This window comes from Micromonospora sp. NPDC005197 (assembly GCF_040608295.1).
Classification (GTDB): Bacteria; Actinomycetota; Actinomycetes; order Mycobacteriales; family Micromonosporaceae; genus Micromonospora.
This window is the reverse complement of sequence record NZ_JBEXHY010000022.1, coordinates 25,060-49,608: the sequence shown is the minus strand read 5'-3', so window position 1 is coordinate 49,608 and position 24,549 is coordinate 25,060. Positions and strand designations below refer to the sequence as shown.

The following is a 24,549-nucleotide window of genomic DNA, read 5'->3' as shown; positions in this document are numbered from 1 at the left end:
GCATGGACCGCAGGGTTCACCGCGAGCGGCCCGGGCTGGCCCGTCACGACACCGTCGCGGCGGCCTCCGTCCGGGTGGTGGTGACGCGGCGGCGGCGCACCGGGTACGGGATCGGGTGGGAGATGCTCCAGGCGGCGCCCCTGCACACGACCTCCTTGTAGCGGGCCGCCAACCGTCCGGTAAGCAGGGACGGCTTGGCCCGGTCGTCGGCGGTCACGTACTGGATGATGCCGTCGCGGCGGCCGAGGCTGATGCACTGGTTGAAGTAGCGCAGTGGGGCCTTGGGGATCTTCACCCGACCGGTCAGCCGGGCGGCGATGGCGTCGGCCGCCTGCCAGGCCATCGGGGTTCCCGAGGCGCAGGACATCCGCAGCGGCTTGCCGCCCGGCCCGTCGGCGAGCCCGGCGTCGCCGACGGCGTACACCTCGGGGTGCGAAACGGAGCGCATGGTGTCGTCGACGACGATCTGCCCGGTGGCCGCGACCGTCAGGGTCGTGGCGGCGGCGATGGGGTGGACGGCGAAGCCGGCCGTCCACACGGTCACCTGCGCCGGGATCGTCCGACCGTCGCCGGTGACGACGCCGGTCGCCTCCACCCGGGCGACGTCGGTGTGCTCGTGGACGGTGATGCCGAGCCGGGCCGCGACGCCCCGCAGGTGCTGTCGCGCCTTCCCGGTGAGCCAGTCGCCGAGGCCGCCGCGGGTGGCGAGTGCGACGTCGAGGTCGGGCCGGGCCTCGGCGATCTCGGTGGCCGCTTCGAGGCCGGTGAGGCCTCCGCCGACGACGAGCACGGTCGCACCGGCCGCGAGGTGGGCGAGGCGGTCACGCAGCCGCAGCGCCGACGGCCGGCCGGCGATGTCGTACGCGTGCTCGGCGACACCGGGCACGCCGTGGTCGGCGGCGGCGCTGCCGAGGGCGTAGACGAGCGTGTCGTACGCGATCTCGTCGGCGCCGCGCTCGTCGGTCAGCGCGACGGTCCTGCGGTCGACGTCGACGGCGGTGACCCGGGCCCGTCGCACCCGCACGCCGGTGCCCGCGTACACCTGGCTCAGCTCGTGGCGCTTGAGGTCCTGGCCGGTGGCCAGCTGGTGCATGCGGACCCGCTCGACGAAGTCGGCCTCGGCGTTGACGACGGTGATCTCGATGTCGTCGGGGTGCAACCGGCGGGCGAGGCGGCCGGCGGCGATCGCTCCGGCGTAGCCGGCTCCGAGGACGACGATGCGGTGCTTCATGGTGGCACTCCTGTCTCGGCGATTGTCGCTACCTGAACCGAGCAGCGACACGATTGCTGACAGGAGGCGGCTATGACCTGGGTCACCAGACGTGCAGGAGCGGCTCGGAGTGTGCGGAGACGGACCACTGGCGGGTGACGCGTTCGAGCTTGTCGGGGTTGACCTGGACGCGGATCGCCGCGACTCCCTCGGGCGTCACCTCCAGGGACATGACGCCGACGACCTGCTCGCCGGTCACGACCACCACTGCGGGGCCGCCGTTGACGACCTCGGCGTAGAGGGCGGGGCTGCCGCCCACGAGGTTCCGCTTCACGTCGCTGGGCCGGAAGAGACCGCGCAGGAACTTCGCCACCGCCAGCGCGCCGACGACCGGCGTCGTACGGGCCGGGATCTTGCCGCCGCCGTCGCCGATGCTGGTGACGTCCCCGGTCAGCAACTCCACCAGCCGCTGGATCTGGCCGCTGTTTGCCGCCGTGAGGAACTCGGTGACGATCGTGCGCGCGGCGGCGGCGTCGACCTCCGTGCGGGCCCGGTCGGCGGTGACGTGCTGCCTGGCACGCCGGTAGATCTGCTGGCAGTTCGACTCGGTGAGGTCGAGGATCTCGGCGATCTCGCTGTGCGGGTAGCCGAACGCCTCGCGCAGCACGTACACCGCGCGCTCGTTGGGCGACAGCCGCTCCATGAGGGTGAGCACCGCCATCGACACCGATTCGCGCTGCTCGACGGTGTCGACCGGCCCGAGCATCCGGTCCCCGGCGAGGACCGGCTCGGGAAGCCACGTGCCCACGTAGGTCTCCCGCCGGGCGCGCGCCGAGGTGAGCTGGTTGAGGCACAGGTTGGTGAGCACCCTCGTCAGCCACGCCTCAGGCGTCTCGACGCGCTCCCGGTCGGCGGCCTGCCAGCGCAGGAACGTGTCCTGCACCGCGTCCTCGGCGTCGCTTGCCGAGCCCAGCAGCCGGTAGGCGATCGCCTCCAGGCGGCCCCTGGAGCGCTCGAACACCTCGACCTCATCCGGACGCAGCGGCATGGCTCGACAGTAACCACGTCCGTCGCGTGGCCACGCGTGGTCCCGGGTCAGCAGGCGGAGCGCAGGTGGTTGTTCCGGTACCACGAGCAGATCCTCGTCACGCCGGGCGCCTCCGCCAGTCGGCGGCGCAACCGGTCCTGCCCGTCGGCCGACAGTCCGGGCTCGAACTCGACGAAGCTGGTCGGGCCCTCGTCGCCGTCGGTGTACCGGGTCTGCAGGCCGCGCACGCTCGAGTCTCCCGGCTCGACGAAATTGGTGAACCCGGAACCCGCATCGGTGTGGACGACGAAGCCCACCGGCGGGGACGTCAGCGAGTCGTGCACCGCTCCGGCTGACGCCACGACCGGGACGACCACCAGCGCCGCGCCGACGAGCACCGACAGCCGGGCCCGCCACGGCGACCAGCGCGGATCCGCTGTGGTCGCCAGCAGGACCAGCAGCGCCGGCAGGATCCCGTCCGGCACGGGCCCGCAGGCCAGGACGAGCAACGGGACACCCACCGCCAGGCAGGCGTACGTGAACTGCCGCCGCCGCGCGACGAACAACGGGACCACGGTCAGCGCGACCGCGACCCACCCGATCCGGAAATGCAAGGTGTCGCCCCCGGTCTGGTACGTCCAGCCGAGACTGACCACGGAGGCCACCAGCGCGGTCACCACCAGGATGCGCTGCCACGCGTGGACCCTGTGCACCGTCGACGTCCGGATCATCGTCACGGCGGCAGTGTGCCAACCCGGCGCAACGAGGCGCTTCAGACCTGCTCCACGGGCGGCTGTCGTATCGTGCGGACATGACACACCCGGTGTGGGCGGACGCCGATGCGTACGAGGCGTACGTGGGTCGGTGGAGCTGCCTGGTCGCGGGCGATTTCGTACGCGGACTGGCCGTGGCACCCGGGCGGCACTGGCTGGACGTGGGCTGCGGCACCGGCGCGTTGACCTCGACGGTCCTCGGCGAGGCCGATCCCGCCCGGATCACCGGCATCGACCCCTCGGCGGGCTTCATCGCTCAGGCGCGTGCCCGCGTCCAGGATGCGCGCGCGAGCTTCCACGTCGGTGACGCCCGCGCTCTGCCGGTGGCCGACCGTGCCGTCGACGTGGTGGTCAGCGGGCTGACGCTCAACTTCGTGCCCGAGCCGGCGCGGGCGGTGGCCGAGTTCGCCCGGGTCGTCCGGCCAGCGGGGGTGGTGTCCGCGTACGTGTGGGACTACACGGAGGGCATGGCGATGATGCGGCACTTCTGGGCCGCCGTCGCCCACCTCGACCCGGCCGCGGCGGGGCGGGACGAGGCGAGTCGCTTCAGCGTGTGCCGGCCCGGCCCCTTGCGGGAGCTGTGGGTGGACGCCGGCCTGCGGGACGTGTCGGTCCGGCCGGTGGACGTACCGACGGTGTTCGCCGACTTCGACGACTACTGGCGGCCGTTCCTCGGCGGGCAGGGCAGCGCTCCGTCGTACGTCACCTCGCTTGGCGAGCCGCAACGGGCGGCGTTGCGGGACCTGTTGGCCGCCCAGTTGCCGATCGAGCCGGACGGCTCGATCCGGCTCACCGCGCGGGCCTGGGCCGTGGCGGGCACGGCGCCGTGACGGGGACGGGTCAGGCCGGCTGCATGAGGCCGGCGCGACAGGCGAAGGACACCACCTGTCGTCGGCTCGCGGCACGCCGGTAGTCCAGCACAGCGCGCTGTCGGCGAGCTTCCGATCGGCTGTCCCGCGCCCGGCGCGGCCCGACACCAGGGCGTATGTCGCTAACCGGACAAGACGGTAAAGCCCCTGGTAGAGCACGCTTAGGGCAGGCGAGAAGGCGGACGGATGTCGGGCCACATCCCAGTCCTCCGGCCCACCGCGGACAGCATCGTCCGCGTCGGTGCCGCCCTCACCCAGCCCGGCCCCGCCCCGGCGGGCACGGCACAGCCGCCGGCCCGACCACCCGTACGGCTCGGCCCCCCACACCGCTGCGGGCGCCAGTGGCGGTGGCCATCGCCCACCGCCGGCGACGCCGCCCACCGGCCGCGCCACCGCTTCGTGCCCCACCAGCCTTCACGCATCGTGGATTCCGCCTGGTCCGGCGTCGCTCACCCGCGCGTCCGCCCCGGCGACCTCATCAGAGAGAGGCCCTGACATGGCGGCTCCTACCGCGACCGCAGCCCTGAACGCGTCCGTCTTCGCGCCGGGTGACCAGATGCTGCTGACCGTCACGTACTCCGACGCCGACACCAAACCGCTGACCGTCACCATCGTGGTCACCGACGCGCAGGGCAACAGCAGCGCGCCGGTCAAGGTCACCGCGGTCATCGATCCGCTGGCCGTGACCGTGACCGACAACTCCGGGCGTACCTGGTCCCGGGTCTCCGACAACGGCTCAGTTGCCGTGTACCGGGCGGTGGCGTGATGCCCCGGGTCACCGTCCAGGTTCGCGACGCGGCCGGCAACACCGCGACGGCCGGCGTCGACTACAGCCTGCGCCAGCCGGTCCTCGGGGGCTACTACCTGTCCGGCGGCGCCGACCCGACGGCCGACATGGCCGGTGGCAACTTCCGCTCGCTGACCCAGTACCGCAGCTTCGCCGACGGGTACATCTTTCCCGGCTACAACCGGCCGTGGCTCATCAACCTGGGCAAGGCCGGGGTGCAGATGAACATGGTCCTGGAGCTGAAGCACTACGGCGCTCCGAACGCCGGGCCGCAGACCTTCACGGTGGACGGCGTCACCTACACCGTGCCGGCGCCGTCGATGACCATCCAGCAGCGTCCCGGCACCACCTGGCCGAAGGCGTACGGGTACACCCAGGTGCTCAACGGCCAGTGCGACGGGTTGTTCGCGCGTGCCCTGTCCCAGTACCGGGCGCTCGGTTTCGGGGTGAACATCCAGCTCGCGTCCGAGTTGGACACGGACCACGAGTTCGGCACGACCGAGGCTGGCAAGGCGTACACCTGGGCCGAGTCGGACCGGCGGGCGGTGCAGGCCATGAACTACATCGTCACCTGGTTCAAGGCCCGGACGCTGCCCGCCGGGACGACCTTCTCGGTCGGGGTGGGCGGGTTTGACCGGGCGTGCTTCCAGCGCACCCACCCGGAGTCGCTGATGTCGCGGCTGGACTACCTGCAGTGGAACGCCTACGCGACAGCCGTCGGCCAGACCGCGCTGGCCCGCTTCCGCCGGACGAAGGACTGGGCGGTGGCGGACCTCGGCCCGGTGGCGCTGTCCCGGCCCGTGATCATCGCGGAGTACGGGGTGCGGGCGGCCCAGATCCCGGACCAGGCGGCCTGGATCCGCACCGTTCCGGCGGCGATCGCCCAGCTCAACGCCGAGCGTGGCCCGCGGATCGCGCGGACCAACTACTTCAACTCCGGGTGGGGCACGCTGTCGCCGAAGGCGGCCGGGTTGGCCGCGCTGCGCACCGCGTACGCCACCCGGCCGTACGTCTGAGGAGGGGCGGCGGTCACTCGGCGTCGAGCTGCTCGGCGTACGTGTCGCGCAGCGCGGGCCAGCCGAAGTCCTTGGCCTCGGCGCCCCGGATCGGGCCGACCGGGTCGCCGTCGAGCAGCCGGTCGGCCACGTCGAGGCAGAGGTGCCAGCCGGCGGCGACCATCGGCAGCATGCCCCGCTCGGCGATGGTGTGCCGCAGGGTGAGCCGGGTGCCGGCGCCCAGCGGGGTCAGCTCCCAGCACAGCAGGTCGTCGCCCCAGGTGTACTCCAGTAGGTGAGGCGGCTCGGCCCGGCGTACCGTCGCCGGTTGCTCCTGGGTGGTCTCGCCGTCGACGAGGGTGAGCACGGCGGCGCCGGGGTCACCGAGGTTCCGGTCGGCGAGGAACGGGGCCCACTGGGCGAGTTGGGTCGGGTCGGTCAGCGCCGCCCACACGGTGGCCGGCGGCTGCCGCAGGTCACGGACGAAAACCAGGATGGCGCCGCCGTCGGTGGGCTCGGCGCGCACCTCGGCGGGTGGGCTCGGGCGGAATGCGTCGCGGTTCATTCACTGCTCCTGACTGTCGAGGTGCCGTTGCAGGGCGTCCAGGTGCCGGGTCCAGAGCCGGCGGTACGGGGCGAGCCAGCCGTCCACCGCTCGCAGCGGGCCCGGCTCGAGGCGGTAGATCCGCTGCCGCGCCGCGGTCCGGCAGGAGACGAAGCCGGCCTCGCGCAGCACCCGCAGGTGTTTGGAGACGGCCGGCTGGCTGACCCCCAGCCCGTCGACCAATTCGCCCACACTGCGGTCGGCGTCGCGGAGCGCGTCGAGGATCCGGCGTCGGGTGGGCTCGGCGAGGACGGTGAAGGCGTCGGTGGACACCTACCTAATATTCCTTCTCCGTTATATGTCTGCCAAGGTATATGACGAGGACGGGCGGTGGCCGGTGCGGCTACCTATGCTCGGACCATGGAACTGCGGATCTTCACCGAGCCCCAGCAGGGCGCCACCTACGACCAGGTGCTCGCGGTGGCCCGCCGCGCCGAGGATGACGGCTTCGGCGCGTTCTTCCGGTCCGACCACTATCTCAGGATGGGCGCGGGGAGCGGCGACCCCGGCCCCACCGACGCGTGGACCACGCTCGCCGGCCTGGCCCGCGACACCAGCCGCATCCGGCTCGGCACCCTGATGACCGCCGCCACCTTCCGGCTGCCCGGCCCGCTGGCCATCACCGTGGCGCAGGTCGACCAGATGAGCGGCGGTCGGGTGGAGCTGGGCATCGGCACCGGCTGGTACGCCGAGGAGCACACCGCGTACGGCATTCCGTTCCCGGCTCTGGGCGAGCGGTTCGACCGGCTGGAGGAGCAGCTCGCGGTCATCACCGGGCTGTGGTCCACCCCGACCGGGCAGCGGTTCAGCCACGCTGGCCGGTACTACCCGGTCAGCGACTCCCCGGCCCTGCCCAAGCCGGTGCAGCAGCCCCGCCCGCCGATCCTGCTCGGCGGGATGGGCCCGAAGCGCACGCCCCGGCTGGCCGCCCGCTACGCCGACGAGTTCAACCTGCCGTTCGCCTCGCCGGCGGACTCGGCGGCGCAGTTCGAGCGGGTCCGCGCGGCGTGCGCCGAGATCGGTCGGGACCCAGGCGACCTGGTCTGGTCCAACGCCCTGGTGCTCTGCTGCGGGCGCAACGACGCCGAGGTGGCCCGCCGGGCCGCCGCCATCGGCCGCGAGCCGGACGAGCTGCGGGCCAACGGTCTCGCCGGCACGCCCGACGAGGTCCTGGACACCATCGGCCGGTACGCGAAGATCGGCAGCCAGCGGCTCTACCTCCAGGTGCTCGACCTGACCGACCTGGACCACCTCGACCTGGTCGCGACCGAGGTGCTGGCGAACCTGTGAGCCGACCGGCCGGTCAGGCGCCCCGGTGGGCGCCGACCGCGCCCGGGTCGCGCAGCACGGTGTCCAGCCGGCCGTCGCGGTCGCTGTCCACATAGGTGATGTCCGGTACGCCGTCGCCGTCCACATCGATCTGGACGACGTCGGCGACGCCGTCCCCGTCGAGGTCGGTGACCACCTCGACCGAGCCGTCCAGGTGGCGCGTCACGATCGACTGCGGCCCGGCGGCGGGTTCGCGCGGCGGCGGACCGGGCGACGGTACGGGCGTCGGCGCGGGCGCGGGGGCGGGTGTCGGACGGGGGCCGGGCGTGGGCGACTGGTGGCTCGACAACCGGGCGCCCGGCGGGGCGCTGGCCGGCTCGACAGCGCTGCCGGTCGGGTCCAGCTCCTCCTCCGACGGATACACGTCGCCCCGCAGGGCCGGATCACGGTAGCTGCTCATGGGCGTAGGGTTCCCCGACGATGGCGAGAACAACCGTGCCCGATCGTCCGGTGTCCGTGGCGCCCGGTCTGTCAGAGGATGCGGGGACCGACGCCACGGTCATGAACGGGGGTCCGAGCGTGGAGCTGCGCCGGAGCCGGGGGGCCCGGGTGCTCGCCCTGGTGTGCGTACTCGGTGGGGTGCTCCTGTTGGTCTACCCCAGCGACGGCGCCCTGCTACGGACGATCGTCGCCGTGGGTGCGATCGCGCTCGGCGCGGTGGCGCTGGTCAGCGCGATGCGGCCGTTCCGCTTCGGGATCACCCCGGAAGGGCTCAGCATCCGGCGGCCCGGCCTGCGCCGGGAGATCCGGTGGGCCGAGGTCGACGCGCTGGTCCTCGACGAGCCGCCCCGCCGCGACGGCTACTCGACACCGCCGCGCCTGCTGCTGGTGCCCGCCCCGGGTGTGACGTTCGAGCCGGTCACCGCCCGCCACCCGATCGACGGCCGGCCCGCCATCGAGCTGCTCGTCTTCGACCAGGTCCGGGAGCAACCCGAGCAGGTGGCCGAGGCGCTGGCGAGCTGCGCCGGGGACCGCTTCGTCGACCTGGTCGCTCTGCGCCGCGCCGCCTTCGCGGCCCCGGACCTCCCGGTCGGCCTGCGCGGCTACCAGATGGATCGGGTCGACCGGTTGATCCGACGCGGCCAGGACGCCCTGATGTCCGGGGACGCGGCGACCCGGCAGGCGGCCCGGGGCGAGATCGAACGCGCCACGGCCGCCGGTCTGCCGATCGCCCAACGCGGTTACCACACGTTCCAGACGGATACGGTTCTGGACGCCCTCATCGCCGCGTTAGCCGACCACCAGTCCACCGATCGGGAGACCGCCCCATGACCGCGCAGGGACAGCACCTGACGTCGAGCAGCGACGTGCCACGCCGCAACTGGGCCGGCAACGTGCGCTACGCCGCGCGGGAGTTCCACAGCCCCACCACCGTCGACGAGGTGCGCCGGCTGGTCGCCGGCAGCTCCCGGATCCGCGCGGTGGGCACCGGACACTCCTTCAACCGCCTCGGCGACACCGAGGGCGACCTGGTCAGTCTCGCCGGCCTGCCCCCGACCGTGGAGGTGGACCGCGAGCGCGGGCAGGTCACCGTGAGCGGGGCGATGCGCTACGGCGACCTCGCCGGACACCTGCACACCCAGGGGTACGCGCTGGCCAACCTCGCCTCGCTGCCGCACATCTCGGTCGCCGGCGCGGTGGCCACCGCCACCCACGGCTCCGGCCCCACCCACGGCAACCTGGCCACCTCGGTCGCCGCCCTGGAGCTGGTCACCGCCGACGGGGACCTGACGCACGTGGACCGCGACACCGACGGCGACACGTTCGCCGGCATGGTGGTCGGGCTCGGCGCGCTCGGCCTGGTCACCCGGGTCACCCTGGACCTGGTGCCGGCGTTCGAGCTGCGCCAGTACGTGCGCCTCGACCTGCCCGTCGAGGCGCTGGACGAGGCGCTCGACTCGGCGTACAGCGTGAGCGTGTTCACCGACTGGCGTACCCCGCGCCTGCGGGAGGTGTGGCGCAAACAGCTCGCGAAGCAGCCGCCGCCGGAGGCGGACTGGCTCGGCACCACGGCCGCCGACCAGCCGCGACACCCGGTGCTCGGCATGCCGGCGGAGAACTGCACCCCACAGCTCGGCGTGCCGGGCCCGTGGCACGAGCGGTTACCGCACTTCAAGCTCGGCTTCACCCCGAGCAGCGGTGACGAACTCCAGTCCGAGTACCACCTGCCGCGTACGGCGGCGGCCGGGGCGCTCGCCGCGCTGGCCGAGGTGGCGCACCTGATCGCGCCTGTGTTGCACGTGTGTGAGCTGCGGACGGTGGCGGCCGACGAGCTGTGGCTCAGCCCGAACCACAGGCGGGACAGCTTCGTGGTCCACTTCACCTGGGTCGACGACGCCGACGCGGTGCTGCCGGTGCTGGCCGAGGTGGAGGACCGCCTGGCGCCGTTCGCGCCCCGCCCGCACTGGGGCAAGGTCTTCGTCACCGCCCCGACCGAGCTGGCCGCCCGCTACCCCCGCCACGCCGACTTCGCCGCCCTGCTGACCCGCCTGGACCCGACCGGCACGTTCCGCACCGACGGGCTGGACCGCTACTTCCCCCGCTGACCGGCCGGGGTGCGCAGGCTGCCGCGCTGGACGGCACGGCTGATGTCGCTGGGGGAGACGATGCCGGTGAGCCTGCCATCGTCGCTCACCACCAGGGCGCGACCGTCGGCGCACTCGTTGAGCCGGGGGAGCAGGTCGTTGAGCTGTTCCCCCGGCCGGGCGAGCACCAGATCGTCGGCCCGGCAGGCCACCTCGGCCAGCGTGGTCGACGTCCGCCGGTCGGCCGGTACGCCCCGCACCCGGTCCACGGTGACCAGGCCGGTCGGTCGGCCATCCTCGGTCAGCGGCAGCGCCGAGTGCCGGTACGCGAAGAGGTAGTGGTCCACGAAGTCGGCGACCGTCATGTCCGCCGAGGCGGTCTGCGGCTGCGGCGTCATCACGTCGGCGACCCGGATTCCGCGCAGCGCGCTTCCGGCGCGGGCCTGCCGCTCCTCCACCCCGGCGGCGCCTATCAGGAACCAGCCGATCAGCACCAACCAGAGCCCGCCGAAGCCGACACCGGACAGGAACCGCCACAGCCCGAGGCCGATGAGCAGCGCGCCGAGCACCCAGCCGGCCCGGGCGGCCACCACCGAGGCCCGGCTCCGATCGCCGGTGGCCTTCCACACCGCGGCGCGCAGCAGCCGGCCACCGTCCAGCGGTGCGGCCGGCAGCACGTTGAAGACCGCCAGGAGCACGTTGATGCCGGCCAGCCACGCGATCGCGCCGAAGAGCAGCCCACCCTGCCCGACCAGCGCGAACAGCAAAGCGATGACACCGAAGAACGCCCCGAGCAGCAGACTGACCAGCGGGCCGACGCCGGCGATCCGCAGCTCCGCGCCGGGGTCGCGCGGCTCGCCCCGCAACTCGGCCACCCCGCCGAACAGCCAGAGCGTGATGCTCTCGACGGTCAGCCCGTTGCGCTTGGCCACCACGGCGTGCGACACCTCGTGGGCGAGCAGGCCGACGAAGAAGACCACCGCCGCGGCCAGACCGGCGAGGGTGTACGCCACGGGCGAGCGGTCCGGGTACGAGCGGGGAAACTGGTTCGCGGCCAGCGCCCACGCGATCAGCGCGAAGATGACCAGAACGCTCCAGTTGACCCCGACCGGCACCCCCGCGATCCGTCCGAGCCGGAAACTTGCCCTCATCCCGGGCTGATACCCCTACTTAGCCTGCCCATGCCAGTCGACGAGGTGGCGTCTCGGTTGGTGTGATCCGTCGACCGTGCCGAGCGAACATCTGTACAAATTCCGTCCGGCCGCGCTCCACCACCCTTAGTCAAGGGTGGTTGACCAGATGCACTGTGTGCGCGAGCGGTGGTCTCCGCTGATCAAGCGCCGAAACGGTAAAGTGCCCAGACTGAGCCGGAACATCGACGGCCAGGGCGGAAGGGTCGGCGCATGCGGGAGGATTCACCGCGCTGGGAGCAGATCAACTCCAGCTCGTACATCTGGGAGCAGGACGGGCTGCGCGAATTGGCCGGCTACCTGCCCGACTCCGACCCGTACCACGTCTGGACGAACGTCGAGTTCGTCGGCGCCGACGGCTCGATCAACGAGGTCGACGCCCTGGTGTTGACCCCGAGCGGGCTCTACGTGCTGGAGCTGAAGCACTGGCAGGGGGAGATCCGCGGTGACGGCACCCAGTGGCTGCGCCGGGCGCCGAATTCTCGACTGATCCCCGAAGACAACCCGTACATTCTGGCTAACCGAAAGGCGAAGCGGCTGGCCAGCCTGATCCGCTACTACGCCAAGCAACACGGACGGCAGCGCGAGACGCCTTATGTCGGGGCGGCGGTCTTCCTCCACGCAAAGGCGATGCGGGCCGACCTCGATGCAATCGGCAGCCAGCACATCTACGGGCTGGAGGGGCATGACTCCGGCCTGCCCGGCCTGAAGAAGCTGCTGCTCGCCCTGCCGCGAAATCCGGACCATCTGGTGGATGAGGCGCGCGGCCGAGACATCGTCGAGCTGGTGCGCGGCGCAAAGATCCGGCCGTCGGTGGCGGACCGCAAGGTCGGTCAACTGCTGCTGCACCCGAAGCCGTTCGCCGAGGGTCTCGGCTGGCAGGACTTCCTCGCCGGGCACGCGCTGGACACGTCGCTGGTGCGTCGGGTGCGGTTCTACCTGACCAGCCGGGCCGCCGAGCATGAGGTTCCGGCGATCCGCAAGGCCGCAGAGCGGGAGTTCCGCCTGCTGCAGGGCATCCATCATCCGGGCGTGGCCCGGGCGCACGATCTGGTCGAGCATTCCTGGGGCCCCGCGGTCGTCTTCGACCACCAACCGGACTGGGTACGCCTCGACCAGTGGCTGCTGCGCCGCGGTGACGCGTTGACCCTGGCCCAGCGACTGCAACTGGTGCAGGATCTCGCCGAGATCATCGACTACGCGCACTCCCGCCGGCTGGCCCACCGGGCGCTCTCGCCCCGGGCGATCTACGTCGGTAACCCGGACGGGCCGCGCCCCACGCTGGTGGTCACCGACTGGCAGACCGGCGGCCGGTTGGCCGGCACGACCCAGCTCACCCGACTGGGCCCGTCGAGCGACCCGGCCAGCCTGGAGCTGTTCTTCGACGACGAGGTCCGTCGCTACCAGGCGCCGGAGGCTGAGAACGCCACCCGGCTGCCGGGCCACCAGCTCGACGTGTTCTCTCTCGGCGCGCTGGCGTACCGGATCTTCGCCGGTGCGGTGCCGGCCGCCACGCCGGAGGAACTCGTCAACGCGGTACGCGACAGTGGCCTGCACCTCGATGCCGCGGTCGACGGCATGCCGCACACGCTGGTCACCCTGGTCTATGACGCGACCCGGGGCGATCCGGCGCAACGGCTGCCCAGCGTCTCCCGGTTCCACAAGGACCTGGAGAAGGTCTGGGAGGAGCTGACCGCGCCGGAGCCCGAGCCGGTTGCCGACCCGCTCTCCGCCCACCGGGGTGACGTGCTCGACGGCGGCCTGGAGGTGAAGGACCGGCTCGGCTCCGGTGCCACGGCCGTCGCCTTCCTGGTCACTCGCGACGGGGAGTCGCGTGACCTGGTGCTGAAGGTCGCCCGCGACGAGCAGCACGAGGAACGGCTGACGGCGGAGGCGCGTACCCTCGCGGGGTTGAAGCACCCCCAGGTGGCCGCGCTGGTCGACGGCCCGGTGCGGGTCGGCGGCCGGACCGCGCTGCTGATGGAGAGTGCCGGGCAGCGGACCCTCGCCGAGGAGCTGCGCGGCGGCCGGCTGGCGCTGGACCTGCTGGAGCGGTACGGCCGGGACCTGCTCGACATCGTCAACTACCTGGACGGCCAGGGTGTCTGGCACCGGGATCTGAAGCCGGCGAACCTGGCGGCCCGACCGCGGCCGAAGGACAAGCAGCCGCACCTGTGCGTCTTTGACTTCTCGCTCTCGTCCGCCCCCGCCGACCAGCTCGGCGCGGGCACTGTCGGCTACCTCGATCCGTTTCTCGGTCCGCCGCGCCGGCTGCGTTACGACGCGGCGGCCGAGCGGTTCGCGGCGGCCGTCGTGCTCTACGAGATGGCGACGGGCGTGCTGCCCCGCTGGGGTGACAACGCCAACCCGGCCGTGGTCAGCGACGAGGTGGCCCTCGACCCGGCGGTGTTCGACCCGGCGGTTGCGGACCGGTTGGTGGAGTTCTTCGGCCGGGCGTTGGCGAGGGACGCGGCGGCCCGGTTCGACACGGTCGACGAGATGACCGACGCCTGGCGGGCCATCTTCCAGCAGGTCCCGCAGCCGGCGGTGACTCCGGTCGGCCCGCTGCCAGCGGCCGTGGGATTGACTCGCGAGTCACCGCTGGAGGTCACCGAGCTGACCGCTCGGGCCCGCTCGGCGCTGCAACGACTCGGCCTGCACACTGTCGGCGAGCTACTGGACGTCAAGCTGTCGGCGCTGACCCGGGCCAAGGGAGTGCCGGACGCGACCCGCAAAGAGATCATCGCCCAGGCGCGGGCGCTGCGCGCCGTGCTGCCCGGCGGCAGCGAGTCGCCCGCCGTCGACGAGCAGCCCCTGGCGCAGGGCGTGGAGGCACTCTGCGCGACCCTGCTTCCCGCCTCGACCTCCCGCAACCACCGGACGCTGGCCGTGCTGCTCGGGCAGATGCCCACCGACGACGGTGAGTTCCTGTGCTGGCCGGCACAGAGTGAGGCGGCCCGGGCCATCGGCCGGAGTCAGCCCCAGATCTCCAAGCTGCTCGCTGCCCAGGCCAGGCACTGGCTGGGCGAGCCGGCACTGGAGGCGGTTCGCAACGAGATCGTGGCGCTGCTCGACGCGCGCGGCGCGGTGATGTCCGCCGACGAACTGGCCCAGGCGCTGATCGCCGCCCGCGGCTCGTACACCCCCGCGCCGAAGCGGCTGCCGCAGGCGGTCGGGCTGGTCCGCGCCGCCGTCGAGGCCGAACTGAGCACCGGCGGGGACGCCCGGGTGGCCATCCATCGGTTCCGCATCTCCGGCACCGTCCTGGTCGGCCGGGAACCGGACGATCCGGCGTCCGACGTCACCGCCGCCGACTTCCTGGGGTACGTGGTGGAGCTGGGCAGCCGTGCCGCCGAGTTGGCTGTCGCCGACCCGCTGCCGACCCGGCAGCGCGCTGTCGAGGAGCTACGCCGACTGTCCTTGCCGGCCGGCATGCCGGCGGTGGCCGACCTGCGGCTGCTGCAACTTGCCGCAGTCGGGAGCAACGATCGGGTCGATGTCAACGCGCAGGGGCAGCTCTATCCGGTGGGCATGTCGGCCGAGCGCGCGCTGCGGTTGTCGGTCGGTGGCCTGATCGGCCAGCGGCTGGGGCCGCAGCAGATCCGTGACCGGGTGCACAGCCGATTCCCTCGCGCGGAGCGCGTGCCGGATCGGCCCGCCCTGACCGACCTGCTCGCGGCGGCCGAGGTGCCGCTGACCTGGCACCCACAGGACCGGTTGTACGGGCCGGCGAGCACGCCTGCGTCGGTGACCGGCACCCGCCTGGCCACCACCCACGCGCCGCTGCTCGGGCTGACCGCCGCCGACGAGGTGGGCGAGAAGCTCGCCGCGGCCATCGACCGGCGAGCCTTCCTGGCGGTGCTGGCACCCCTGCGCAGGCTGGTTTCGGCCCGTCGGGCGCTGCTGGCCCGGCTGCCGCTGACCGAAGTGGACGTCACCGCGATCCTGCTGGACCGGCTGCGCGCGCTGGGCTTCCCCTGGGAGGCGATCGTGGCGGCCGACAACAGCTCACCCCTGGACGCCGACTTCCGCAGCCTGGTGGACCTGGTCCGGCATCAGGTGGTGCCGGCGGTCAACGAAGCGATCGCCGCCGCCGACCGACCGGTGTTGATCACCGAGGCGGCGCCGCTGGCCCGCTACGGGCAGCTCGGGCTGCTCCAGGAGATGGCCGACCCGACCCGACCTCGACCGGCCGCCCGGCTGCTGCTGGTGCCGGCTCGTCGACCTGACCCGGCGGTGCTGGACGGGGTGCAGTTGCCGCTCACCTCCCCGGCCAGCCAGTCGCTGTGGCTCGCCGACGACTGGATCGAGTCGTCGGGCCGGGCGGCATCGCCGACGAGTTGAGAGGGAGACGCTCGGCGCGGTGACGCTTCGTCTGTCGCGTGGCGGCTATCGTTGCTGGGCGCCGGGACCGGTGAGCCAGCGAAGGGATCGAACGTGGCAAAACTCGCCCTGAGCCCGGCCGAGGCCGCGCTCTACGAGCTTGTCGGCTCCCGGACCTTCGTGCGCGCGCGCCAGCTGCTTGAGCGTGGGGAACTGCTGGACGTGCAGTGGGATCCGGAGACCGGTCAGGGGCGCGGTCGGCTCGACGGCAGCGTGGCGGGCCAGGTGGCGGCGACGGTGCGGTCGGACGCCGACGGCATGGTCGAGGCGTTGGATGGTTCGTGTACGTGCGGGCAGACCGGCTGTGCCCACCCTGCCGCGCTGGTGCTTGCGACGTTCGCCACGGCCGAACCCCGGAGACCCCGTCCGGCGCGGTCTGCGCCGAGTTGGGAGCGGGCGGTCTCCGCGTTGGTCCGGGACGTCGCCCCGCCGCCGGTTGTGCCGGAGTCGGAGCCGCCGGGTCTCGGCCTGCAGTTCGACGTCGTTTCCCAGGGCTCGGACGCTGCGGCGGGTTTCCAGGTCGAGCTGCGGCCGGTGGTGCCGGGCCGCACCGGCTGGGTGCGGTCCGGGATCAGCTGGTCGACGTTGAGCTACGCCTATTTCGGCCGATCGGCGCAGACCGAACGGCACCGCCGACTGCTCGTCGAGATCTCCCGACTGGCGAGCACAGACACCGACTCCTACCACTACTACGACGGCCATCGGCGGGCGCTCGCGCTACACGAGTTCGCCAGTCGGCGGATCTGGGACCTGCTGGCTGAGGCGGACGAGGCCGGGCTGCCGCTGGTGCAGGCCGGCAAGCGAGCCGGGCCGGTCGTGCTGGGCCGTCCGGCCCGGCTCTCGGTGCAGGTCGGCCGGTCCGATGGGGAGCTGGTGCTGGCGCCGACATTGTCGGCCGGCGGTGCACCGATCCCTGTGTCGCGCGTACTCCTCATCGGCGAACCGGCGCACGGCGTCGCCGGGGTGGGGGAGCTGAGCGGGCCCGACGCCCGATCCGGCGGACCGGCACTCTGGTTGGCGCCGCTGGCCGGGACATTGCTGCCGGGGATGGTGCGGGCGCTCGCCGGGCCGGCGATCCGGATTCCGGCCGCCGAGGAGCAGCAGTTCTTCGACCGCTTCTACCCGGAGCTGCTCCGCCAGGTGGAGGTGTTCGCCGCGGATCCGGCCGTTCAGCTTCCGATGGTAGGGCCGGCCACACTGACCGCGACGGTGAGACCCGAGCCCGATCACCGTCTCCGGGTGGGCTGGGAGTGGCATCGGGTCGTCGGTGGCCGGCGCCATCCCGAGCCGCTGCGGGACGGGGTGGCCGTCGCCGCGGACGAGCGCCGTGCGGAGCTGTTGCGGCGGGTCGTCGACCTGGTCGCCAAGCCGGCGCCCGAGCTCCTGGAGCCGTCCTCGACCGGGCCCCGGCTGGCCGCCTCGGTGAGCCTCGCCGGTGACGCCCTGGTCCGGTTCGTCAGTGACGTCGTGCCGCGACTGGCCGAGCTCGACGGTGTGGAGCTGGCCACTCCCTCGGATGGGACGCTCGACGACTACCAGGAGACACACGCTGCGCCCGCCATCACCTTCGCCGATGGCGGTGATCCCGGCGAGCATGACTGGTTCGACCTGTCGGTGCGGGTCTCCGTCGGTGGGGAGCAGGTCGACTTCGCCGCGCTCTTCGCGGCGTTGGCGCAGGAACAGCAATACCTCATCCTGCCCAGCGGCACCTACTTCGCGCTCGAACGACCGGAGTTCCAGCAGCTGCGGGACCTGATCGCCGAGTCCCGGGCACTCGCGGATGCCCCGCCCGGGGTGTTGCGGGTGGGCCGGTTCCAGGCGGGGCTCTGGGACGAGCTGGCTGAGTTGGGTGAGGTCACCGGCCAGGCCGCGGCCTGGCAGCGGTCGGTACGCGCGCTCAGCGAGGCGGAACCCGCCGCCGAGCAACAGATCCCAGCCGGGGTACGGGCGCAGCTGCGCCCGTACCAGCAGGATGGTTTCCGTTGGTTGGCCACCCTGCACGACCACGGCCTCGGCGGCGTCCTCGCCGACGACATGGGGCTCGGCAAGACCCTGCAGACGCTGGCGCTGATCTGCCACGCGCGCGCCGAGGCGCCGTTCCTGGTGGTCGCTCCGGCCAGCGTCGTCGCCAACTGGGCGAGCGAGGCGGGCCGCTTCACTCCGGAGCTGGACGTCCGGGCGGTCACCCAGACCGTGGCACGGCGCGGCGTGCTCCTGGCCGGGGCGGTGGCCGGCGCGGACGTCGTGGTCACCTCGTACACGCTGTTTCGGCTGGAGTACGACGACTACCGTGCCCTCGACTGGGCCGGGCTGATCCTCGACGAGGCGCAGTTCGTCAAGAATTCGCAGTCCCAGGCGCACCGCTGCGCGAAGCTGTTGCCGGCGCCGTTCAAGCTGGCGATCACCGGCACGCCGATGGAGAACCACCTCGGCGAGCTCTGGGCGCTCTGCTCGATCACCGCACCCGGGCTGCTGCCCCGCGCCGACCGGTTCACCGAGTACTACCGCAACCCGATCGAGAAGGAGCGGGACGCGGAGCGGCTCGCCCAGCTGCGCCGCCGGATCCGGCCGCTGATGCTGCGCCGTCGCAAGGCGGACGTGGCCACGGACCTGCCGGCCAAGCAGGAGCAGGTCATCGAGGTGGAGCTGGACCGCCGGCACCGCCGGGTGTATCAGGCGTACCTGCAGCGGGAGCGGCAGAAGGTCCTCGGTCTCCTAGGCGACCTGGAGAAGAACCGGTTCGAGATCTTTCGGTCGTTGACCCTGCTGCGGCAGGCGAGCCTCGACGTGGCGCTGGTCGACCCGGCGCAGCAGAAGGTGCCAGCGACGAAGCTGGACGTGCTCACCGATCGGATCTCCAGTCTGGTCGCCGAGGGGCACCGCAGCCTGGTGTTCAGCCAGTTCACCCGCTTCCTCGACGCGGCCCGGCAGCGGCTGGAAGCGGACGGGATCGAGTGCAGCTATCTGGATGGGAACACCCGCGACCGGGCCGCGGTGATCGACGAGTTTAAAAGCGGCGGCAACCCGGTCTTCTTGATCAGCCTCAAGGCGGGCGGTTTCGGCCTCAACCTCACCGAGGCCGACTACTGCCTGCTGTTGGACCCGTGGTGGAACCCGGCCGCCGAGAACCAGGCAATCGACCGGACGCACCGCATCGGCCAGACCCGCAACGTCATGGTCTACCGCCTGGTCGCCAAGGACACCATCGAGGAGAAGGTGATGGCGTTGCAGGCCCGTAAGGCGGAGCTCTTCAGCAGCGTCCTGGACGGCGGCGAGTTCGCCTCCGCGCAGCTCACCGCGGGCGATATCAGGAGCCTGCTCGAGTGAACGCGGCCGCGTGGCGTGAGCGGCCGGGGGCGCTTAGTCAGTATGCAGCAGGTATGCTCGGAGTATGACGCGCCGCATCACGATCAGCTTGCCCGACGACGTGGCCGCGTACGTCGAGCGCACGCAGGGCAACACGTCCGGTTTCATCGCCGGAGTCCTTCGCCGGAAGATGCGGGCCGACAATCTCCGTGCGCGGTGGGCGCAGCTCGGCTATATCGTCACCGATGAAGACGTGGAGCGGACAAGGGCTCGCCTGGCAGCCCTCCCACCGATCAGTGACGAGCAGCATGCCCGCAATCTCGAGTGGCTTCGCCAGTTCGACGATGAGGGGACTGCGGCCGCGTGAACGGCCTGGTCCTCGACACCTCTGCTCTTCTCGCCTACGCCTCGGGGACCAGCGTCGAACCTGGTGCGATGCTGACCCTCGCGCAGGAGGACCCGGAGCAACAGGTGTGGGTTCCCGCCCTTTGCCTGGGGCAGGCGCAGCTCGAACTGGCGGGCACTGCAGTCGCCACCATGCTTGACCTGTTGTTCACGGAGGACCGCGACATCCAGGTAGCGGTCTACGACGCGGCCACGAGCCGACGGGTTGCCCGTATCGCCGCGCGTTCACACGTGTCGTTGGATGTCGCGCACGCCGTCGCGACCGCCGCGCTCTACCGCTGCTATCTGGTCACCCGAGACCCGAAGACCGTGTCGCCGGCGATGCCCCCTGGGCTGGAGATCCTCGATATCAGCCTGACCTGGGACTAACACTCCGCTGGGACCTCTGTCTCGGCCGTTCGACGGGGCCGGTCAGGTCGGGCAGGGCTCAGTCGCCATGCCGACAATGCGTGGATGGTGGTCACTCGTCGGGGATAGTGGCGAACGTGGCGAGGCTGACCGACGAGGGCGATGACCCGTACCTCTGGCTGGAAGATCTTGATGGCGCGGACGCCGCCGGGTGGGTGCGGGACCGCAACGCGGAGACCACCGCCGCATTGACCGGAGGCGAGGCGTTCGCCGGGTTGCGGGCCGAGATCCGGCAGGTGCTCGATGCCGAGGACCGTATTCCCTATCCGGGGTGGCGCGGGGATCACCTCTACTACGACTTCTGGACGGACGCGTCGCGCCCGCGTGGGGTCTGGCGGCGGACGACGCTCGATGAGTACCGCCGGCCTGCGCCGGAGTGGGACGTGCTGCTCGACGTCGACGCGTTGGCGGCGGAGGAGGGCGAGAACTGGGTCTGGAGCGGGGTGACGGTGCTGCGGCCCGGTTATCAGCGCTGCCTGATCAGCCTGTCCCGGGGCGGCGCCGACGCGGTCGTGGTGCGCGAGTTCGACCTGCTCCGCCGGGCTTTCGTCGAGGACGGCTTCACGCTGCTGGAGGCGAAGAGCCGTGTCTGCTGGATCGACGCGGACCACATCTACGTCGGCACCGACTTCGGGCCGGGGTCGCTGACCTCCTCCGGGTACCCACGCGTCGCGAAACGCTGGCGGCGAGGCACGCCGCTGTCGGCGGCCGATACGGTGCATGAGGGGCGGCCGGAGGACGTAGCGGTGTTCGCCTCGCACGATCCAACCCCTGGATTCGAGCGCGACTTCGTCGTTCGCAGCCTGGACTTCTACCGCACCCAGAGCTACCTGCTGACCGGGGCGGGCGAACTGACCCGGATCGAGGTGCCGGAGGACGCCTGGTGGGAGGTGCACCGGAAGTGGCTTTTAATCCGGCTGCGCTCGCCGTGGCTGGTCGGTGGGGTGACCCATCCCTCTGGTGTTTTGCTGGCGACCCGATTCGAGGCGTTCCTCGCTGGTCAGCGGGAGTTGACGGTGCTCTTCCGGCCCGACGCTCGCACGGCGCTGAGCGGCTACTTCTGGACCCGCAACCACCTGATCCTGGCCACGCTGGCCGACGTGCGGAGTCGGCTGGAGGTGCTGACGCCCGGCGAGACGGGTTGGCGGCGGGAGCCGCTCGCGGGGGTGCAGGAGTTCGACCACAGCCGGATCCTGGAGACCGACCCGCACCACGATGACGCCTACCTGCTCGCCTCCGAAGGGTTTCTGCAACCGGCGACGCTGCGGCTCGGCCAGGTCGGCGGCGCGGTCGAGACGCTCAAGCGGGGGCCGGCGTTCTTCGACGCGGACGGCCTGGCGGTACGCCAGTTCTTCGCCACCTCGGCCGACGGAACCCGGGTGCCGTACTTCGTGGTGGGGGAGCCGGGCGCGGCCGGCGGGCCGACGCTGCTCACCGGGTACGGCGGCTACGAGGTCTCCCTGACCCCGCACTACAGCGGGACCATCGGGCGCGGCTGGCTGGCCCGGGGCGGCAGCTACGTGGTGGCGAACATCCGGGGCGGCGGAGAGTACGGCCCCGAGTGGCACCGCGCCGCGCTGCGGGAGAACCGGCCCCGGGCGTACGAGGACTTCGCGGCGGTGGCGGTCGACCTGGTGACGCGCGGGATCACCACGCCGGAGCGGCTCGGCGTCGAGGGCGGCAGCAACGGCGGGCTGCTGATGGGGGTGATGCTGACCCGCTACCCCGCGCTCTTCGGGGCTGTCGTCGCCAGCGTGCCGATGCTGGACATGCGGCGCTACCACCGGCTGCTGGCCGGAGCCTCGTGGATGGCCGAGTACGGCGACCCGGACCGGGAGGCCGACTGGGCCTACCTGCGGGAGTACTCGCCGTACCACAACGTCCGCGGCGGCCGGCTGTACCCGTCGGTCCTGTTCATCACCTCGACGCGGGACGACCGGGTGCATCCGGGGCACGCCCGGAAGATGGCTGCCCGGCTGCGCGAGCACGGCCACGACGTGTCCTACTACGAGAACGTCGAGGGCGGGCACGGGGCGGCGGCCAACAACGAGCAGCGGGCCTTCGTGTGGGCGCTGACGCTGGAGTTCCTGTGGCGAAAGCTGACCGGACAACCCGACAGCCTGCCGCGCCAGGTCTCGCCGGACGACGCGGTTGAGGCGGGAGCGGACCTGGGCGTTGCAGCGCCGGGAGGACGCGGGGGAGAAGGTCGACATCGAGGTGCCGCCGAAGTACAGCTCGGCGGACTTCGCCCGGCCGTCGTACTGGAAGGCGCGCGGCAAGCTTGACGTGCCGAAGGAGCGGTTCATCTCGTACCCGCAGGCGGGGCGGGACAGTGACGGCAGCGAACTGCTCGGCTGGGCCGGGTGGGACCACTTGGCGCAGGCGCAGGCGCTCGCCACCATCTACCTTGACCGGAAGACGCAGGAGGCGTGGCCTGCGGAGCGGCTGCTGCCGCTGCTCGCCGGGCTGGTGGAGATCGAGCCGTGGCTGCACCAGTGGCACTCGGGCGAGCAACCCGGCTTCCCCGGATCGCCCGCCGAGTTCTTCACCGACTTCATCAACGCCGAGCTGTCCCAGCTCAGCTCCGACCGCTCGGCGCTGGCGCTACTGCGCGGCGTGCCGGAGCTTCCGTGACTTTGGCGAGCGCCAGCGTGAATACCCAAGTCAATCCCTGTCAAAGTTGGCGGGCGCATGCGGGCGGTGTGTAGACTGAATCAAACGACATGATCATGATTCACTGCTTGGGGGTAGGTCATGGCCAGGGTCGATGCAGGTGTGTCGATTGAGCGTGCCAGGGTGGCTGCCGGCCTCAGCCAGCGAGCCCTTGCGGACCGGACGGGCATTTCCCAGGCCACCCTGTCACGGATAATCTCCGGCGACCGGGCGGCGAAGATCCCCGAGATTGTGGCGATTGCGTGGGCGACGGGGCAGACGGTGGCCCAGCTCACCGGGGCGCAGACGGTTGCCGACCGCGCCCAGTACGCGGCTCGGGCCACCAACGGTTCGGGGATGGAAGAAATGCGTCAGGCGCTTCTGCACTTCCTGGAGCTGGACGACTACCTCGATGAGCAGGCCATTCCGGCCACGATCTGACCTTGGTGGAAGACCGTGAACGCTGAAGCCGAAGGGTGTGCTGCTGCCACCCTTTTCCGCAGAGAGCACCGCTTGGGCGTGCAGCCTCTGGGTGATCTCATTGCGATCATCGAGCAGGCGACTGGGATTGATGTGGCCGTGCTCGATGCCGGACCGGACGAGCACGGCCTGACGATGCGAGACCCGAAGCGCAACACGATGTTCATCGGGGTTGCCCGCTCCCGGAGACCGATTCGGCAGCGCAGCATGCTGGCTCATGAGCTCGGCCACGTGCAGTTCGGAGACTGGGCGGACGCCGACGCGGGCGACCTGAGCGCTCGGTCCCCTGCCGAGATCCGGGCCGATGCCTTCGCCAGGCACCTGCTTCTCCCCTCGGACGGCCTCCGGGATTTCCTCGGCGACCGAGAGCAGGCTGCGACGCGGTCCACCCTCTCCGTGGTCGTCCAGCGATTCCTGGTCTCACCCGCCGTCGCAGCCATCGCGCTGCACCAGGGCGGGTACATCAACGCCACCACCAAGACGGAGTGGATGGCCCTCTCCACACCCCAGCTTGCGGTGCGCTTCGGGTGGATCGACCAATACCACGCACTGCAGGCCGACTCCGACAAGCGGCGGGCTCCGCAACGTCTGCTCGCCCGCGCGACCAAGGGCTACGTGGAGGGCGTGCTCCCCGTGCAGGCCATCGCCAACCTGCGTGGCATCGCCGCAGAGGCCGCCGAAGCGGAGCTGCGGGAAGCGGGCGTGGTGCCTGTCGACCGTCCGATCGCCTGGGCCGATCCCGCTGAGCTGCCGGAGGTTCCGATCGACCTGGCGGCGCTGGACGAGGACCTGAGCGCGCCAGACGACCCGCCGGACCGGACGATCGAGACAGACGCACGATGAGTCAACGGCCGATCATTGACGCTGGGCCCAGCCTGAACTTCCTCTCGATAAACCGAGAGCGGCTCCTGATCGGCATTCTCGGCCCGCTCAGCGCCCCGGAGACGGTCCAGTCGGAGGTCATGCGCAAGTCTCGGGACGACCCGCGCTTCCGTCCCGCCGCGACAGTGTGGCGAAAGCTGGCACCGCGCTGGCTACAGATTCTCTCCGACGACGAGACACCCGAACTCGCCGCAGTGGTCCACCGGATCACCCGGCAACCCATGCACGAGCGGCTGAAGCAGTCGAGAGACCTGGGCGAGGTAATGGTAGTGGCGCACGCTGTGGTCGCTGCCGAAGCTGGCGAGTCGATGACCGTGCTCATTGACGATGGGGCAGGAGCGCGCCTAGCCACCTCGGAAGTAGGCCGACTGCAACGGCTTCGAGCTCAAGGCCGTGCGGTGGGATCGATCAGGCTGGTGAACACGCTGACAGTCCTCGAACGCGCGGCAGGCAGCGAGCACATCCCGGACAAGACTGCGATGCGCGACGTCTACGATCGGCTACGCGGTCTCGATGACGGCCTGCCGCCGGTTGATACGACGAACCTCATGTCGACCGCCTGCTGGCGGTAAGCGGCCGCAGTCGAGCCAGCGGGCCGTAGCCACACGACGGCGTTCCCGGCAGCCTTCTCGTGTGGGGCTATCTCGGGTTGATGTATATGCCTCATCCGGTGCGCGCGCTATCGACCACACGCGGGTCGTGACGCCCGAGTTGGCGGGGCCCG

General features: G+C 71.6%; 22 protein-coding genes. 15 read left to right on the top strand and 7 right to left on the bottom strand.

The features are described from left to right. Positions 1–43: 43 nt before the first annotated feature. From ABZU46_RS11040 to ABZU46_RS11030, 3 genes are all read right to left on the bottom strand, one after another. Positions 44–1,231, bottom strand: a complete 1,188-nt coding sequence (locus ABZU46_RS11040; protein WP_354856300.1) for an FAD-dependent oxidoreductase — start codon at positions 1,229–1,231, stop codon at positions 44–46. 82 nt (positions 1,232–1,313) lie between these two features. Continuing rightward, positions 1,314–2,258, bottom strand: a complete 945-nt coding sequence (locus ABZU46_RS11035) for an RNA polymerase sigma-70 factor (protein ID WP_354856298.1) — start codon at positions 2,256–2,258, stop codon at positions 1,314–1,316. 47 nt (positions 2,259–2,305) lie between these two features. Further along, entirely contained in the window at positions 2,306–2,974 is a 669-nt protein-coding gene (locus ABZU46_RS11030; RefSeq protein WP_354856297.1) for a hypothetical protein, read from the bottom strand. 74 nt (positions 2,975–3,048) lie between these two features. Between ABZU46_RS11030 and ABZU46_RS11025 the strand changes: the two genes are divergently transcribed. The 3 genes from ABZU46_RS11025 (at position 3,049) to ABZU46_RS11015 (ending at position 5,682) form a co-directional block, all read left to right on the top strand. Next, positions 3,049–3,840 carry a methyltransferase domain-containing protein gene (locus ABZU46_RS11025; RefSeq protein ID WP_354856295.1) on the top strand — a complete coding sequence of 264 codons (792 nt, stop codon included), beginning with the start codon at positions 3,049–3,051 and terminating at the stop codon, positions 3,838–3,840. A gap of 535 nt (positions 3,841–4,375) precedes the next feature. Beyond that, positions 4,376–4,645 carry a hypothetical protein gene (locus tag ABZU46_RS11020; RefSeq protein WP_354856293.1) on the top strand — a complete coding sequence of 90 codons (270 nt, stop codon included), beginning with the start codon at positions 4,376–4,378 and terminating at the stop codon, positions 4,643–4,645. Continuing rightward, the gene (locus ABZU46_RS11015; protein WP_354856291.1) at positions 4,645–5,682 is read left to right on the top strand and encodes a hypothetical protein; all 1,038 of its coding nucleotides are present in this window, start codon (positions 4,645–4,647) and stop codon (positions 5,680–5,682) included. The genes ABZU46_RS11020 and ABZU46_RS11015 overlap by 1 nt, the downstream gene beginning before the upstream one ends. Before the next feature lie 13 nt (positions 5,683–5,695). On the opposite strand, the gene ABZU46_RS11010 is transcribed toward ABZU46_RS11015, so the two are convergent. Together ABZU46_RS11010 and ABZU46_RS11005 are read right to left on the bottom strand one after the other, a co-directional pair. Beyond that, positions 5,696–6,226: an SRPBCC family protein gene (locus tag ABZU46_RS11010; RefSeq protein ID WP_354856290.1), complete on the bottom strand. Its 531-nt coding sequence runs from the start codon at positions 6,224–6,226 to the stop codon at positions 5,696–5,698. After that, the gene (locus ABZU46_RS11005; RefSeq protein WP_354856288.1) at positions 6,227–6,538 is read right to left on the bottom strand and encodes a metalloregulator ArsR/SmtB family transcription factor; all 312 of its coding nucleotides are present in this window, start codon (positions 6,536–6,538) and stop codon (positions 6,227–6,229) included. A gap of 87 nt (positions 6,539–6,625) precedes the next feature. Between ABZU46_RS11005 and ABZU46_RS11000 the strand changes: the two genes are divergently transcribed. Further along, a complete protein-coding gene (locus ABZU46_RS11000; RefSeq protein ID WP_354856287.1) occupies positions 6,626–7,555 on the top strand; it encodes an LLM class F420-dependent oxidoreductase in 930 nt (309 codons plus the stop codon). 13 nt (positions 7,556–7,568) lie between these two features. On the opposite strand, the gene ABZU46_RS10995 is transcribed toward ABZU46_RS11000, so the two are convergent. Next, positions 7,569–7,994 (bottom strand): hypothetical protein, encoded by a 426-nt coding sequence (locus tag ABZU46_RS10995; RefSeq protein ID WP_354856285.1) that lies wholly within the window; start codon positions 7,992–7,994, stop codon positions 7,569–7,571. Between the two features lie 101 nt (positions 7,995–8,095). Between ABZU46_RS10995 and ABZU46_RS10990 the strand changes: the two genes are divergently transcribed. Continuing rightward, on the top strand, positions 8,096–8,866 hold the full coding sequence (locus ABZU46_RS10990) for a hypothetical protein (protein ID WP_354856283.1): 771 nt from the start codon (positions 8,096–8,098) through the stop codon (positions 8,864–8,866). Then, positions 8,863–10,140 carry an FAD-binding protein gene (locus ABZU46_RS10985; protein WP_354856281.1) on the top strand — a complete coding sequence of 426 codons (1,278 nt, stop codon included), beginning with the start codon at positions 8,863–8,865 and terminating at the stop codon, positions 10,138–10,140. The genes ABZU46_RS10990 and ABZU46_RS10985 overlap by 4 nt, the downstream gene beginning before the upstream one ends. On the opposite strand, the gene ABZU46_RS10980 is transcribed toward ABZU46_RS10985, so the two are convergent. Next, complete coding sequence (locus tag ABZU46_RS10980) at positions 10,125–11,270, bottom strand: site-2 protease family protein (protein WP_354856279.1); 1,146 nt, start codon at positions 11,268–11,270, stop codon at positions 10,125–10,127. The two genes, ABZU46_RS10985 and ABZU46_RS10980, sit on opposite strands and share 16 nt — an antisense overlap. A 252-nt stretch (positions 11,271–11,522) precedes the next feature. Between ABZU46_RS10980 and pglW the strand changes: the two genes are divergently transcribed. The 9 genes from pglW (at position 11,523) to ABZU46_RS10935 (ending at position 24,397) form a co-directional block, all read left to right on the top strand. Continuing rightward, positions 11,523–15,653, top strand: a complete 4,131-nt coding sequence (gene pglW / locus ABZU46_RS10975) for a BREX system serine/threonine kinase PglW (protein WP_354856277.1) — start codon at positions 11,523–11,525, stop codon at positions 15,651–15,653. Between the two features lie 93 nt (positions 15,654–15,746). Further along, positions 15,747–19,019, top strand: coding sequence for a DEAD/DEAH box helicase (locus ABZU46_RS10970; protein ID WP_354856276.1), 3,273 nt, complete (start codon positions 15,747–15,749; stop codon positions 19,017–19,019). Positions 19,020–19,083: 64 nt separating this feature from the next. Beyond that, positions 19,084–19,365: a hypothetical protein gene (locus ABZU46_RS10965; RefSeq protein ID WP_354856274.1), complete on the top strand. Its 282-nt coding sequence runs from the start codon at positions 19,084–19,086 to the stop codon at positions 19,363–19,365. After that, a complete protein-coding gene (locus ABZU46_RS10960) occupies positions 19,362–19,772 on the top strand; it encodes a hypothetical protein (protein WP_354856273.1) in 411 nt (136 codons plus the stop codon). Before ABZU46_RS10965 ends, ABZU46_RS10960 begins: the two co-directional genes overlap by 4 nt. Before the next feature lie 116 nt (positions 19,773–19,888). Beyond that, positions 19,889–22,096, top strand: coding sequence for a prolyl oligopeptidase family serine peptidase (locus tag ABZU46_RS10955; protein WP_354856271.1), 2,208 nt, complete (start codon positions 19,889–19,891; stop codon positions 22,094–22,096). Beyond that, complete coding sequence (locus ABZU46_RS10950; RefSeq protein WP_354856269.1) at positions 22,029–22,445, top strand: hypothetical protein; 417 nt, start codon at positions 22,029–22,031, stop codon at positions 22,443–22,445. The genes ABZU46_RS10955 and ABZU46_RS10950 overlap by 68 nt, the downstream gene beginning before the upstream one ends. A gap of 120 nt (positions 22,446–22,565) precedes the next feature. After that, positions 22,566–22,904, top strand: coding sequence for a helix-turn-helix transcriptional regulator (locus ABZU46_RS10945; protein ID WP_354856267.1), 339 nt, complete (start codon positions 22,566–22,568; stop codon positions 22,902–22,904). Between the two features lie 15 nt (positions 22,905–22,919). After that, on the top strand, positions 22,920–23,786 hold the full coding sequence (locus tag ABZU46_RS10940) for an ImmA/IrrE family metallo-endopeptidase (RefSeq protein ID WP_354856266.1): 867 nt from the start codon (positions 22,920–22,922) through the stop codon (positions 23,784–23,786). Beyond that, entirely contained in the window at positions 23,783–24,397 is a 615-nt protein-coding gene (locus ABZU46_RS10935) for a hypothetical protein (protein ID WP_354856265.1), read from the top strand. The genes ABZU46_RS10940 and ABZU46_RS10935 overlap by 4 nt, the downstream gene beginning before the upstream one ends. Positions 24,398–24,549 lie beyond the last annotated feature (152 nt).

Coding starts and splice junctions, on each gene's coding strand:
- ABZU46_RS11015 (WP_354856291.1), top strand. CDS start 4,645: ATGCCCCGGGTCACCGTCCAGGTTCGCGACGCGGCCGGCAACACCGCG.
- ABZU46_RS10980 (WP_354856279.1), bottom strand. CDS start 11,270: ATGAGGGCAAGTTTCCGGCTCGGACGGATCGCGGGGGTGCCGGTCGGG.
- ABZU46_RS10965 (WP_354856274.1), top strand. CDS start 19,084: ATGACGCGCCGCATCACGATCAGCTTGCCCGACGACGTGGCCGCGTAC.
- ABZU46_RS10990 (WP_354856283.1), top strand. CDS start 8,096: ATGAACGGGGGTCCGAGCGTGGAGCTGCGCCGGAGCCGGGGGGCCCGG.
- ABZU46_RS11040 (WP_354856300.1), bottom strand. CDS start 1,231: ATGAAGCACCGCATCGTCGTCCTCGGAGCCGGCTACGCCGGAGCGATC.
- ABZU46_RS11025 (WP_354856295.1), top strand. CDS start 3,049: ATGACACACCCGGTGTGGGCGGACGCCGATGCGTACGAGGCGTACGTG.
- ABZU46_RS10935 (WP_354856265.1), top strand. CDS start 23,783: ATGAGTCAACGGCCGATCATTGACGCTGGGCCCAGCCTGAACTTCCTC.
- ABZU46_RS11035 (WP_354856298.1), bottom strand. CDS start 2,258: ATGCCGCTGCGTCCGGATGAGGTCGAGGTGTTCGAGCGCTCCAGGGGC.
- pglW (WP_354856277.1), top strand. CDS start 11,523: ATGCGGGAGGATTCACCGCGCTGGGAGCAGATCAACTCCAGCTCGTAC.
- ABZU46_RS10985 (WP_354856281.1), top strand. CDS start 8,863: ATGACCGCGCAGGGACAGCACCTGACGTCGAGCAGCGACGTGCCACGC.
- ABZU46_RS11020 (WP_354856293.1), top strand. CDS start 4,376: ATGGCGGCTCCTACCGCGACCGCAGCCCTGAACGCGTCCGTCTTCGCG.
- ABZU46_RS10995 (WP_354856285.1), bottom strand. CDS start 7,994: ATGAGCAGCTACCGTGATCCGGCCCTGCGGGGCGACGTGTATCCGTCG.
- ABZU46_RS10945 (WP_354856267.1), top strand. CDS start 22,566: ATGGCCAGGGTCGATGCAGGTGTGTCGATTGAGCGTGCCAGGGTGGCT.
- ABZU46_RS11010 (WP_354856290.1), bottom strand. CDS start 6,226: ATGAACCGCGACGCATTCCGCCCGAGCCCACCCGCCGAGGTGCGCGCC.
- ABZU46_RS11000 (WP_354856287.1), top strand. CDS start 6,626: ATGGAACTGCGGATCTTCACCGAGCCCCAGCAGGGCGCCACCTACGAC.